Source organism: Nitrosarchaeum sp., assembly GCF_025699065.1.
In the GTDB taxonomy this organism is placed as follows: domain Archaea; phylum Thermoproteota; class Nitrososphaeria; order Nitrososphaerales; family Nitrosopumilaceae; genus Nitrosarchaeum.
In genome coordinates this window covers 237,505-249,269 of the sequence record NZ_JAILWF010000003.1, presented here as the reverse complement: position 1 = coordinate 249,269, position 11,765 = coordinate 237,505, and the positions used below count along the sequence as shown (strand labels likewise).

Annotated in this window: 16 protein-coding genes; 5 read left to right on the top strand and 11 right to left on the bottom strand. The window is 30.7% G+C overall.

What is annotated here, in order from left to right; all coding sequences use genetic code 11:
- The 6 genes from K5782_RS05305 to K5782_RS05280 form a co-directional block, all read right to left on the bottom strand.
- The coding region (locus tag K5782_RS05305; protein ID WP_297464618.1) for an AAA family ATPase at positions 1–240 on the bottom strand (240 nt) is incomplete at its 3' end.
- Positions 218–1,744 carry a DNA phosphorothioation system sulfurtransferase DndC gene (gene dndC / locus K5782_RS05300; RefSeq protein WP_297464616.1) on the bottom strand — a complete coding sequence of 509 codons (1,527 nt, stop codon included), beginning with the start codon at positions 1,742–1,744 and terminating at the stop codon, positions 218–220. The genes K5782_RS05305 and dndC, both read right to left, overlap by 23 nt.
- Entirely contained in the window at positions 1,741–2,844 is a 1,104-nt protein-coding gene (dndB, locus tag K5782_RS05295) for a DNA sulfur modification protein DndB (RefSeq protein ID WP_297464614.1), read from the bottom strand. Before dndB ends, dndC begins: the two co-directional genes overlap by 4 nt.
- A 66-nt stretch (positions 2,845–2,910) precedes the next feature.
- Entirely contained in the window at positions 2,911–3,081 is a 171-nt protein-coding gene (locus tag K5782_RS05290) for a hypothetical protein (protein ID WP_297464612.1), read from the bottom strand.
- Between the two features lie 198 nt (positions 3,082–3,279).
- The gene (locus K5782_RS05285; protein ID WP_297464609.1) at positions 3,280–4,050 is read right to left on the bottom strand and encodes a hypothetical protein; all 771 of its coding nucleotides are present in this window, start codon (positions 4,048–4,050) and stop codon (positions 3,280–3,282) included.
- Between the two features lie 77 nt (positions 4,051–4,127).
- On the bottom strand, positions 4,128–4,772 hold the full coding sequence (locus K5782_RS05280) for an HNH endonuclease (protein WP_297464607.1): 645 nt from the start codon (positions 4,770–4,772) through the stop codon (positions 4,128–4,130).
- 98 nt (positions 4,773–4,870) lie between these two features.
- On the opposite strand from K5782_RS05280, the gene K5782_RS05275 reads away from it, so the two are divergent.
- On the top strand, positions 4,871–5,017 hold the full coding sequence (locus K5782_RS05275; protein ID WP_297464605.1) for a hypothetical protein: 147 nt from the start codon (positions 4,871–4,873) through the stop codon (positions 5,015–5,017).
- On the opposite strand, the gene K5782_RS05270 is transcribed toward K5782_RS05275, so the two are convergent.
- Together K5782_RS05270 and K5782_RS05265 are read right to left on the bottom strand one after the other, a co-directional pair.
- Positions 5,014–5,844 (bottom strand): hypothetical protein, encoded by an 831-nt coding sequence (locus K5782_RS05270; RefSeq protein WP_297464603.1) that lies wholly within the window; start codon positions 5,842–5,844, stop codon positions 5,014–5,016. The two genes, K5782_RS05275 and K5782_RS05270, sit on opposite strands and share 4 nt — an antisense overlap.
- Before the next feature lie 16 nt (positions 5,845–5,860).
- Complete coding sequence (locus K5782_RS05265; RefSeq protein ID WP_297464601.1) at positions 5,861–6,661, bottom strand: hypothetical protein; 801 nt, start codon at positions 6,659–6,661, stop codon at positions 5,861–5,863.
- A gap of 563 nt (positions 6,662–7,224) precedes the next feature.
- Here K5782_RS05265 and K5782_RS05260 point away from each other — a divergent pair.
- Positions 7,225–7,740 carry a hypothetical protein gene (locus K5782_RS05260; RefSeq protein WP_297464599.1) on the top strand — a complete coding sequence of 172 codons (516 nt, stop codon included), beginning with the start codon at positions 7,225–7,227 and terminating at the stop codon, positions 7,738–7,740.
- Here K5782_RS05260 and K5782_RS05255 read toward each other — a convergent pair.
- Positions 7,737–8,018, bottom strand: coding sequence for a hypothetical protein (locus tag K5782_RS05255; RefSeq protein WP_297464596.1), 282 nt, complete (start codon positions 8,016–8,018; stop codon positions 7,737–7,739). The genes K5782_RS05260 and K5782_RS05255 overlap by 4 nt on opposite strands.
- A 62-nt stretch (positions 8,019–8,080) precedes the next feature.
- Here K5782_RS05255 and K5782_RS05250 point away from each other — a divergent pair, with 62 nt between their 5' ends.
- Together K5782_RS05250 and K5782_RS05245 are read left to right on the top strand one after the other, a co-directional pair.
- The gene (locus K5782_RS05250; protein WP_297464595.1) at positions 8,081–8,512 is read left to right on the top strand and encodes a hypothetical protein; all 432 of its coding nucleotides are present in this window, start codon (positions 8,081–8,083) and stop codon (positions 8,510–8,512) included.
- Between the two features lie 105 nt (positions 8,513–8,617).
- On the top strand, positions 8,618–8,926 hold the full coding sequence (locus K5782_RS05245) for a hypothetical protein (protein WP_297464593.1): 309 nt from the start codon (positions 8,618–8,620) through the stop codon (positions 8,924–8,926).
- A gap of 283 nt (positions 8,927–9,209) precedes the next feature.
- On the opposite strand, the gene K5782_RS05240 is transcribed toward K5782_RS05245, so the two are convergent.
- Entirely contained in the window at positions 9,210–9,335 is a 126-nt protein-coding gene (locus K5782_RS05240; RefSeq protein ID WP_297464591.1) for a hypothetical protein, read from the bottom strand.
- A 182-nt stretch (positions 9,336–9,517) separates the two neighbouring features.
- Positions 9,518–9,820, bottom strand: coding sequence for a hypothetical protein (locus K5782_RS05235; protein WP_297464589.1), 303 nt, complete (start codon positions 9,818–9,820; stop codon positions 9,518–9,520).
- 308 nt (positions 9,821–10,128) lie between these two features.
- Between K5782_RS05235 and K5782_RS05230 the strand changes: the two genes are divergently transcribed.
- Entirely contained in the window at positions 10,129–11,487 is a 1,359-nt protein-coding gene (locus K5782_RS05230; protein ID WP_297464586.1) for a pyridoxal phosphate-dependent aminotransferase, read from the top strand.
- The last annotated feature ends 278 nt before the right edge of the window (positions 11,488–11,765 follow it).

The following is an 11,765-nucleotide window of genomic DNA, read 5'->3' as shown; positions in this document are numbered from 1 at the left end:
TTTTGTGCCTAAATATCGATGAATGGACCTCAAAATTGATGCATGGTATTGTTTGAGAGTGATTTTTTGCTCAAAAGAGTTCTGACCATACAAACATAGCATGATGGATTCAAAGAGAGTCGTTTTTCCTGCACCATTTGTTCCCCCACATAAAATGACAGGACATTCAGGTGTTGTTTTAAAATCAAACTCATTGCGTCCTCGATAGACGCCAAGATCATTCAGTGTGACTTTTGTCAAAAGCATTTGATTTCACAGTATTCCTTTTGTCTCTATCATCAGTTAGTTCTTTCATGATTTCAGTCATATCATCACGCCATTCTTTTGTTAATTCAGATTTAATTTTTCCATAAATTTTAGAGTGTCTTGTTGCACCTTGATGTTCAAATTCTAAATTAAGCAGTATGCTAACTAATTTTGCAGGTACATTATGTTTAGTACATACTTGTTGCAACAATTCTTCTTCCATTTTATTAAATCCTCCCATGTCTTCTTTAACTGATTCTAGAGTTTTTCCAGTAACTTTTTTATAAATTTGATAAGCACTATTTTGCCAATCACCTTGTTCCATTCTCCAAATTCTTTGAATTTCATGTATCTCTTCATCTAAGATTAATTTTTGATTTGGATTTGGTCCTTCTTTTTGAATTTTTAGTTGTCCCAAAAGAAGTTTTTCTAAATATTGTTTTCTAAATTCCATCGTATATGGTCCAGGTGTATAATTGATCAGTGGTTCTCCACATCCAGAATTTTTACAATATTCTGCTGATGGTTCATTTAGTGTTTCACATTTTGGACATTTTGAACCATATGTTTTTAGTTCTACTCTACCATGTCTTCTCTTCTTTTCTCGGACTTTTGCCCATTCTGATTGTTCTTGAGTATCTTTTAGGATTTGACGTAGTTCTACAAGAGTTTCCATCCATTCCTCTCCATGTTCAATAAAATTTCCCAAGTGTTTTTGTTTATCTACAACTGTGCATGTCCAGCATCCAAATCTTCCACCACCACATGAAGGAGTGCTAGTATCTACAACTAGAGGACATTCGCTTGCGTTTGCATCTTGGTATAATGCTAATAAGTCTCTATTTTGCTCACCCCATGGATTTTTGTTTTGTAAAAGATAGTTCCAGACATCTTCAGCAGTAAAGTCTTCTAATGGAGTATACACATAGGTTTGAGCATATTTTGAGTGTCTTGAAAGTAGACTATTGTCAATCTTATACAGATTCATTGATTGTTGTCTTGTAGAACTCTCACTTTTTCTCATTCCTAACAGGACTATTGCCTCACCATACTCTGAGACCTTTTCTTGAATGAATCTATCAGCATTGTTAATCTTCAACATATCAGTACACCACCTAAACATAGTAGTTGGTGCAGGATACCCCAAGCCAAGCATTCTAACCCAAAAAGTATCAGTAATCTTTGGTCTCAGTAAATTAGTAGATATCAAAAGGTTGGTATTTTTTGCTGCTTGCTCAATATTGTCTAAAGTAGTAGTGATTCGCTCTGCAATCTTTGGAGTTTCAACTAGAGTATCAGAAGAGATGACATAGATCTTTTTTTGTAATTTTTCTTTTGGTAATTCAGATAATGCATTCCATACAAGTTGAATTAGACATGTAGAATCTTTACCACCACTGAATCCAATTATCCAAGGTCTATTATCACTAAGATAGACTTTTCTTATTTCTTCATAAATATTTGCTAGACTTCTTTTATCAAATATAGATTCACTCAAATTTTAGCCTCATGTTTTAGCCTATCTTCAGGTAATTTGACACCACATTTTTGCATAATTGTATTTGCGGCAAGTTCAATTCCTCGTGCATTTTTGATCATTTGTTTATTAACAATTAATCGACCTTGCCATTCAGGGTTATTTCTAGACCAATCAATATTTTTTAGGCCACGTAATTTTTCTTTCCAAGTACTTGGAAATTCTCGCATCATAATATATCCTACAATACCTAAGGAATTAAGAACATTAGTGTTAGTATGTACAAAATCTTTACGTAACTCAAATGATGAAACTTTATCTTGTATTAGTAATTGCCACTCTGGAATATTTTTAGAAACCGTTTCCCAAAAACTACTAATCATTTCTTTTTCTTCTGATGAAAGTTTTCTTCCCTTAGATGTTCCAAGTAATCGCATTGTAGCATCAGAGATTCCATTTAATGTAAAGACTTTAGTTGAACGATTTGAGATGCTAGTTCTTTCTAGATCAACTCGATTTACAAATATTTCAATTTTATTTACTAAGTCAACAATAAATTTTGAATAGACATCTCGATGATCATATAATATGTTAAGTGATTTGGTTGGTTTTACTGCATTTTTATTTAAATCTGAAAACATTTGTTGGCTTCGTTTTAATCCATCATCTTTGAAAAATACCACAGATATCATCTCGTGACCTAATTCGGGTCTTTCTTTTAGTGCCTCTTCTACGGCTTTTCTTCTATGTTGCCCATCATTTATCAAAAGCCTTGAATCCATGTTGATGTAAAGACGTCCAAGTTTTCCATCTTGACCAAGTGATGCAGCTGGAGTAAATTTCATCACTCCATCAACAGATGCAGTAAGTGAAGAAAAGATATAGCTATCAGGATTATTCAAAATGTAATTTTTGATTGCAGGAATTCTAGTGGAACTAAGGGTTCTTTGTGCTCGAAGTTCGGGGGGAATGTCATAATCGTTGAAGATAAACAATTTTGGGATAATTTTGAGTGGACACATTGCAACATAGAATTCATTTCCAGCCTGGATACCCCTAATTGCATCAAAACCATATGTTTCACTACCCACAAATTGTTCATCAACTCGAGCTCGAGACATGCCTAATCAACATGGAAGTATGTTAAAAGTCTAGTGGAAGTATAAAATTACCAAAAGGAAGTATGTCTATCCCAATGCTTTTTTGAGGATTTCAATGTCCACTTTTGATAATTTTATTGAAAAGACGTTTGCATCGGGATGAGTGGCACCTTTTGCCATAGGATGGAAAACTATCTTGATCTTACCATCTTCTCTTGTAATATCTACTGGACGTCCACCAATTTCAGATTTTACCATGTTTTGGGTATTGAGTAATTGTTTATAGAGTTATTGAATTTCTTCGTTTTAATCAAAAAAACAAACAGATTGGTTAAGATCAAATATTAAATTATAAAATAGCATATTGAATTTTTAATCACATTTTATTTTAGTTATTTTTTTGAAACGAATTTTTAATTTTAAAAAAATTAGAAATATTTGACGATATATTGATCATTAAAAATACGTGTCTAAAACATCAGAGTATATAGATTTGTATTCATCAAAACTTTTATTTTCAACACAAAATTTGTTTTTGTCATGCTCCCAATCTTTTTCGGATTGTACTTCAGATAAAATTGTTTCATGATATTTTTGTTCCCAGTTTAATTCATAAGTAGGTTTTTTGTTAATTTTATTTTCAAGCAACACATCATTGGTAATTTTTAACTTAGATATAATGTGATTAAATTCTTGAATTAAAGATAATAAACGTAATTCTCTTTCTTTTTGAGATTTTTCAAATTCATCAAATGCATTTAATGCAAGAGTATCTTTTGTATTATTAGTTTTAGTAATAGATTTTAATTGTGAAAATTCAATTTCGTTAGATTTGATATCTTTCACCAATAAACTAAATTCACGCATTTTTCTACCTGCTTCAATTATTTCACTTATTTTACGATTAACAGATATCTCATTTTCTTTACTACATGGATTAAATGTCATTAATCTATGAATCATAATTAATTCCAATCTAATTGTTTGATTTATTGGATCTAAATCACCCATAATATTCTTTGGCGTTCTATTGATTCTAAGTCCAATGCTTCCACTTTGAGATAGAATATTAGCTGATGAACTAAAATCAGTATGCCATTCATTTTCAAATGATTTTAAAAATTCTGTAGGGTTTTTCTCAATAAAACGTGGATTTCCATCAGAACAATCAACTTGAATCAGTTTAGAATTACGATTGAGATTACGAAAAAAATTTCCTATACCCATAAATTAATACTTTAATACGATGTACAAAAGGATTTCCAAATTATTTTCGTTTTAAATAGAAGACAAGTTCAAAGATTTTACATATAGTGTTTATCACAAACAATGTGAACATTATCACTAGTTATCAAATCAGTTCCAGTATGAATAAACGTCAGATTATCTGTGCTATGACACTCATGACAGCTACGGCCATGTAGTTCCAATACTTTAGTCATTATATTACTTGGAATAACTTTTCTTCGTTGTATGGTATCAGTATCTTTTACAGTAAATTGACTTCCGTCATGAGCAGTTAATTTGAATTTGAATACTTTTCTTGTGCCATTATGGTGAATCCATGAATCAGTTAGAAAGAAATCTCCATGATAAATCCAAGTTGCACCACCTAGATTTTCATATACTTTAACACGCTCTGCAGTTCTATCACCATTTTTGAACTGAGTTGCAGCCTCATGAAATTTTCCATTCTGAGTAAGTTTTCCTGCAACTCTTTCTGGTTGATCTATAGTTGTAGTATCAACTCCTTCTTTCTGGTAAGCATTATGACCTTCATAAATCAAAACTGTGTTGTTTTCTAGAAATTCATCTTCATATTTTGCACCAGGTATTCTAGACATTAAAACAATAGAGTGTCTTTCACCCAAGTTAAAATTAATGCCTTTTTGAAGACTAGTTTTTTCTCTAGCACACATTTCATCATAACTTAAAATTTCTTCAACCATAAATAATCAAAGGAGATAATGTAGAACTAGAATTTAAGAAAATAATACTTTTATTATAAAATAAAGCCTTTTTTTATAGATACACCATAACATAATTCATGGGTTCAGAAGAAATAACACACATAGATCTGGTTAATGATACACTAAAGTTACTTCTTGAAGAAGTAAAATCATTACATGAGACTATGAAAAAGATTAGCGAAAAATTAGATAAAATTGCAAATGATACCTATAGAATTCCTTAAGATACAGAAAATATTTCCCCAGATACATCAAGAGATTTTTGATTTGAATTTAGAGCAAGTGAGATAAAAACTGCCAAATCATCATTTGGATTCCATTTAATTCCATCACGATGGGATGTAAGTAAACTACTGCTTCCTAATACAGCGTGAGATTCATCACAGAGTAGATATTTTGCATCGTTTTGATTTATTGATAAGTTTTGAGCTAATCTCTTAAACATCTCAGGTTCATCTCCAAGATGAGATTGAAAAGAGGCAATAGATGCATCGATAATTCTTTTCATTCCAACTTCAGATACTAATCGAAGATTAGATGAGGTGATCGAGATGTTTACGCCAAATTCTGTAGTATGATTTTTTTTAAAATGAGTAATGCTACCTTTTTTAATAGAATACCAAATTCTATCAACCTTAGTTTGTGAGTCAAAATTATCTATAGGTAAATTAGAAAAAGTACCTAGAACTTTTTTCCGTTTATGTTCTGATTCTACTTTTTCAACTGTATAATATAGATAATAATCATAATTTTTTCCATCAGGTGTAGGTTTTGGTTTTTGATAACTTCGCTCCATTATAATAGAATCAAGCGATAAATTAGAAAATGTAGAATATGCAACATTGTAAAACAAAACATTATCAAGATCTACCTTGTCTCTTTTTGAAGAGGTTAATTTGGAATAAAGAAAATTTGTAGGTTTTAGTTGTTTTATTTTATTTTGAATTTCTGTTCTAAGGTCTTTTAGCCATCCAGTAGGCTCAAATGGAAGAAGAGCAGTACCCCAAATCTCTATAGACCTATCATTGCTTGAAATAAAATAATTTGACATTTTTTCAAAAATTCAATTAACGTTGAGGTTTTAAGGCCATCTTAACTCCTAATTCAAATCCCTTACTCTGATCCCATAGTGAGCTTAGTTTTTTCAATGTCGACTCTTTCATCATATAGAATGGAACCATTGACGAAAGTTTTCCAATACTGTATTTCATGTTATCAATTATTTCAAAAAAAGCGGGGGTAGATTGTTCCATAGAAAGAATGAATTGTTTTGGCATTTTAGAAATTTCAGAATCAATAAGTTTTTTTCCTTTGACACTAAATTCTTGTTCAAAAGTATCAAGTTCATTAAACATTTCATCAACTTCATTTGGAGACATTTTTTTTAATATTTGATTTGATTTTTTTATTTTAGGATCATGTAAACATTGAAACAACACAATACTAGAAAAATGTCCAATATAATTGAAAAATATAGTTAGTGCATCGATTTTATGATCACCTTTTGGTTGTCTTTTTAATTCTTCAATTGTCCTAATACTAAAAATACCCAAAAAAAAGTTTCCAGATAATACTTTAATAATCAATTTTTTTTCAACATCGTCAAAATATTGGTTTTTTGATTTTAACTGATTCTCTATTTCTAAAAATAATTTTTTTGGATTTACATGGTAGACATTATCAATTTTCTTGAGATATTTAGAAAATTCTAAATCATTTAGATTGCGGTAAATTTTTGACATTGAGGGTGTTTTTCGGCCTTGTAAACGTCTTCCTAGATCAGAGCCAGTATCTGGCTTTAGCATTGCCAAAAAAAATAATTCTGAAGACAATCCAGTTCTCAGTAAATCATGTTTTTTTCTAACCAATCTTATCACCTTATTCTCATTTTGGTCATATGACCATTAAATGGGTTCATCTGTGCAAATATAGTATTTTTAAGATAATTAACATATGGCAAAATCAAAAATGACGACTGAGGCTGCAAAAAGAATCATAGAAAGCAATACCACACCAGACTTCAAAGCCAGAGTGATGAAAACAATAGGTGATAATCAGAAATGATCACAACTGACGGAAATGTATTCAATGAGGAGACTGGGCAGTTTTCAGATTACGTAGAAGATGTAGAGTGGGATAATGACTGAGGAGGTGAAATGACATAGGAAAAGGCGGAAGAGGTGGCGGTAGTGGTAAAGCTGGCGGTGCAAGTAAAACAGGCAGACCATCTGGAAAGAATCCACATAGTTAATTATTTCATCAAAGAAAAATTAACCCATTTTTTATTTTTTAAAAAAATTATAAAACTAGATGAATGTTTGATTTCCCATCTAACAATAAGCACAATAGGCTTAATTAGATTCTAAATTCTGTTGTTCATTTTGCATCAACGTGTGATTAACTACTATATTTTGTAAATTATCTCATGGATATGTCAAATAGATTAATAGGAATGGTGGGTGAATGTTTTGCAAAAGAATGGCTTACTAAAAGAAATTGGGCATATGCATCATCTGAACAAATTTTCAGAGGTAAAAATTATGAAAAAATAGAATTCAAACTAGATATTAAGAGAATTCTAATCTCAATACCAGAAGAATTTCAATTAGAGATAAAGCATATTTGTAAACCTCATGGCAGTATTTTTACACCATACTTTAATTATGATTTTCTTGTCTGTAAAGTTGCATCCAACCAAACAAGATTTCTAGAGGATCCTCAAGAAGATGATTTTTTGTGGATAGAAGTTAAATCAGGAAACAGTGTTCCAAGTAAAGCTCAACTCAGAGCAAAATCAAAGACATCAATTCCTGTAAAGATATGCAGTGTGAAAGGATTTTCAAACATGTCAAATGACATATTTACTGAATTTTTAGAACTAAAAAAAATGCATAACTCAAAAGAAGATTTTCCATATTCTGAGGATATGAAATGGAGAGATTTTTAGATTGTAAAGTCAGCATCAATTAGTCTCTGCTCAATAGTTTGTCTATAAAGATGATTCAATGAATATGTACGTCCTTGCTTTAATTTTAAAACCATTCGATCATTAACTAATTTTGCTAATTGTTTGTCAGTATTTTTTCCATTATTTTTTACTACCATCCCTATTCGCCTTTTCATTTTTTCATAGTTAGTATAACGCTCTCCCCACGCACCCTCTTGCCACAAGTAAAATAATATCGAATCTTGTATCTCTTTATCAGTTTGTGTGCTTTTTACCAATAGTACTCAAATGATACTATTTGGGATTAATCTTTAAGTATATTGATTATACTTGGTATACTATGACCCAAGCAGAATCTGGAGTAATTGCACTTTATGGGGATTCCCCACGTATGAAGATGATTAATTTTTTCATGACATTTCCAAAAAACGAGTTTACTGTACCTGAATTAGTTGAAGGAATAGGAATGAGCCGTACAACTGCATTTAATGAAATTAAGAAATTATCAGATAATGAAATGATCATAAACTCTGGAAATGTTGGAAAATCCCCAACCTACAAAATTAACATCAAAAGCCCAATAGTGTATTCAATGCAAAAGCTGGTCAGTCTTCGAAGTAAAAAAATTGCAGCATCTCAAGTTAGAAATGAAACATTAAACAAATTGCTCAGAACGCAATTGAGATTAGCTGATGAGCTATACGACAGAGAAGCGATGCTCAAAACTGAACTCAAGTTAACTCGTGAAATGATTAATGAAATACCTGCATGATAAGAGAGTCATCACTGATCCAACTAGTCTTAAATGACAATCACAATGAAAAGTTAGGGTGTGACAATTTTAAATAATTTTAAAACAATACACCAATAGAGATTAATGGAAAACTCAATTTATCATTGTGAACATGATGATAGAAAACTAAGACAGTCTGAAGACATGCATCTTGAAATATGTGATAAATGCTTAGATAAGTTCAATGATGTAAAAATAAGACCCATCATGCTTGCAAAATGGTTCTTAGTGATGACCAATGAAGCAACAAGCAAGATAACATCAGGTAAGGGAGATTCACCATATTATCAATCTCTAAAATTATGGGCAAGTTGTAATGAGAAGGTTATAGAACTAATAGAAAAATATCAAAAAGGAAACAAAATAGTAACAAAGAAAAGAAAAATCAAGTAGAGAATAACAAAAAATAGAATCTAAACTCTTTTCGTGCGTACTGTAATGTTTGGTGTTGAGAAAAATTGACTGCGCCTCCAGAAGGATTTTAGAACTTAATTAATTGCAATATGAATTATAAAAAATGCAGTAGTAAAAAATAATTAAAGATATTACAGGATAAAAAAATAATGATTGAATAATTTGTAAGTTCTTTTGGCTACAAAGAAAGAACTAACTATTCAATCATGATTTATCCAATGAGGACAACAGTATAGATTAATACAATTTAGTAATAATTACACTATTTTGTTGCTTTTCGAACATTTCGTTTAGCTGTTCTTGTTGTTCTCTTTGCTGTTTTTGTTGCTTTTCGAACATTTCGTTTTGCTGTTTTAGCAGCTTTTCTGATTTTTCTTTTTATTGCCATACAAAAATTACTAACTACTTACTTTTCTATCCCAAATATGTATAATTCTAAGCTAAAATAACTTATAAAATTCACTAAAAATAAAAATTTGATCTATAAAAAAATAATTAATTTTTTGATTTTAGTTTAAAAGTAAATTACAAACAATTGACAGATATAAAAAATATAAAAAATTTAGAAAATTAAACTCTTCTTTTACCAATGGTTCGTCTTGCAGCTCTACTGTAGGCTTTTTTTGTAACAGATTTACCTTTTTTTGGTTTTGGAGATTGTTTTCTAGGACCTTTTCCACTTAGAGTAACTGTTCGTCTTGCAGCTCTACCATAGGCTTTTTTTGTAACAGATTTACCTTTTTTAGCTGCAACAGTTTTGCGTGGTTTTGGTTTATTTTTAGTAGTTTTGACAGTTCTTTTTGCAGCACGTTTCCATGCAGGTTTAGCAGTTTTTACTTTGCTTGATGTTTTCTTTTTTCTACTTGTTGCCATAAAATAATTAGAAAATTTATGTTCTTTAAGTGTAACAAATAATTTAAATTGATTTATTGTGAATTATATTCAATTAAAAATTATTTTTTAAATTAATTATAGACAGATAAAAAATAATTCAAATTTTTAAATTAATTATAAATGAAGTTTTCATGTTAATTTATTGTAAACAAAATTTATTGCACATAATTTCAGAAAACATTCCACATAACAAAAAATCAATTATTCATATGAATATTATAAAAAATTACCAGAAATTTAATGAAAATGTCAATGACACTAATATTTGAGTAAAAAATACAGTAATCATGAGATTTGTTGTAGACCAGCAAGTTGAAGATATTGAATTACCAGAAAATCTAAAATTAAACACATTTTTGCAAGAATTTCATTCAGACTGCCCTCATTCAGAATGTAGTTTTGGATTTTATGGATTTGCGTTTGGCCAATCACCATTTCCAGTACCAAAAATCATGCAAGATGCGTTGATAAAAAATGCAGATAAAGGAGCATACGCTGCAGTTCAAGGAATTCCCGAGTTAAGAGAAGCAATTGCAAAATACAACAAGCATTATTTTTCAATGGACGTTGATCCAAAGAGGATCTATGTAGGACCAGGAACAAAGGAGCTGATATTTAATTTACTTGAAGTTTTACATGGAACTGTAATTTTACCAACACCAGCTTGGCTTGGATATTTACCTCAGATTAGATTATTAAAGAAAAATTTCCACATGCTTCCAACGCAAGCAAATCAAAAAATTTCACCAAGTGATCTTAGAAAACTTGCGCTAAGATTGCACGATAGACAAAAAGTTCTGATACTAAACAATCCAAACAATCCAACAGGGTTGCTTTACAACAGATTAGAGCTAGAAGAGATTGCAGATGTATGCAGAGAGCAATCAATAGCAGTTATCTCTGATGAAATTTATGCACAGACAACTTATGACTTTTCAAAATTTGTCAGTATGGGAAAAATTTATCCCGAAGGCACATTTGTTACAAACGGATTATCAAAATCACATGCAGCTGGAGGATACAGACTAGGTTACGTAGTATTTCCACAACACGCTTTAGATCTTAAAATACAGTTTAAAAAAATACTTGCTACAGAGTATACTGCAGTATCAACTCCAATTCAACATGCAGCTGTTAAAGGTTTTGAAATTAGCGACGAGATAAACGAGTATTTTGAAATTACAAGAAACATTCACAAAATTATGGGAGAGTATGTGTACAATGAATTATCAAAGATTGAGGGAGTAAAGGTTACAAAACCTGAAGCGACGTTTTATCTTTTGGCAGATTTTAATCACTATGCGCCAGAATTGCAAGCAATGAAGATCAATACATCACAAAAACTATCGGAAGCATTGATTGTTCACCCATATCACACAGCAATTGTTGGTGGAGATAGCCTCGTATTGGAAAGAACTGACTATAGCGCAAGGATAGCATATGTAGATTATGACGGGGTAAAAGTCTATGAAAATTATCAAAAACAGAAACCAAAAACACATACTGAAAAGTTAGAGTTTGCAAAAACCAACGCCCCAAGAATGGTAGCAGGATTAAAAATGATTGAGAAATTCTTTGAAAAACTCAAAACGGATGTGGCAGATAATCTTAATTCAAAAAGAGATAGTCTCAGGGTTCCAAATTAAAGCGGCATAAAACCATTAAAAAAGACCAAGTGTGTTTTCATACCACCCCATGATTCATTCTTAAAAAATGTACACAACAGAATACAACATTAACCTGATTATCATACAAAACAAAATCAATGGACAGTAAAAAAAGAACTCTGACAAAAACTGCTGTCTATAGAGGCTCAACACGGTATTATTGTTTACATTATTATGGGCAACGTCGCATAACATCTATGAAACATCATTAATTACAATAACGTTTAATGTTTTAGCGATAGTGATATATTATTTTC

What these genes read in the sequence shown, in the direction of transcription:
- K5782_RS05285 (WP_297464609.1), bottom strand. Translation starts at nt 4,050, where the DNA reads ATGGGTATAGGAAATTTTTTTCGTAATCTCAATCGTAATTCTAAACTG.
- K5782_RS05230 (WP_297464586.1), top strand. Translation starts at nt 10,129, where the DNA reads ATGAGATTTGTTGTAGACCAGCAAGTTGAAGATATTGAATTACCAGAA.
- K5782_RS05240 (WP_297464591.1), bottom strand. Translation starts at nt 9,335, where the DNA reads ATGGCAATAAAAAGAAAAATCAGAAAAGCTGCTAAAACAGCAAAACGA.
- K5782_RS05280 (WP_297464607.1), bottom strand. Translation starts at nt 4,772, where the DNA reads ATGGTTGAAGAAATTTTAAGTTATGATGAAATGTGTGCTAGAGAAAAA.
- K5782_RS05245 (WP_297464593.1), top strand. Translation starts at nt 8,618, where the DNA reads ATGGAAAACTCAATTTATCATTGTGAACATGATGATAGAAAACTAAGA.
- K5782_RS05270 (WP_297464603.1), bottom strand. Translation starts at nt 5,844, where the DNA reads ATGTCAAATTATTTTATTTCAAGCAATGATAGGTCTATAGAGATTTGG.
- K5782_RS05290 (WP_297464612.1), bottom strand. Translation starts at nt 3,081, where the DNA reads ATGGTAAAATCTGAAATTGGTGGACGTCCAGTAGATATTACAAGAGAA.
- K5782_RS05275 (WP_297464605.1), top strand. Translation starts at nt 4,871, where the DNA reads ATGGGTTCAGAAGAAATAACACACATAGATCTGGTTAATGATACACTA.
- dndB (WP_297464614.1), bottom strand. Translation starts at nt 2,844, where the DNA reads ATGTCTCGAGCTCGAGTTGATGAACAATTTGTGGGTAGTGAAACATAT.
- K5782_RS05260 (WP_297464599.1), top strand. Translation starts at nt 7,225, where the DNA reads ATGTCAAATAGATTAATAGGAATGGTGGGTGAATGTTTTGCAAAAGAA.
- K5782_RS05235 (WP_297464589.1), bottom strand. Translation starts at nt 9,820, where the DNA reads ATGGCAACAAGTAGAAAAAAGAAAACATCAAGCAAAGTAAAAACTGCT.
- K5782_RS05250 (WP_297464595.1), top strand. Translation starts at nt 8,081, where the DNA reads ATGACCCAAGCAGAATCTGGAGTAATTGCACTTTATGGGGATTCCCCA.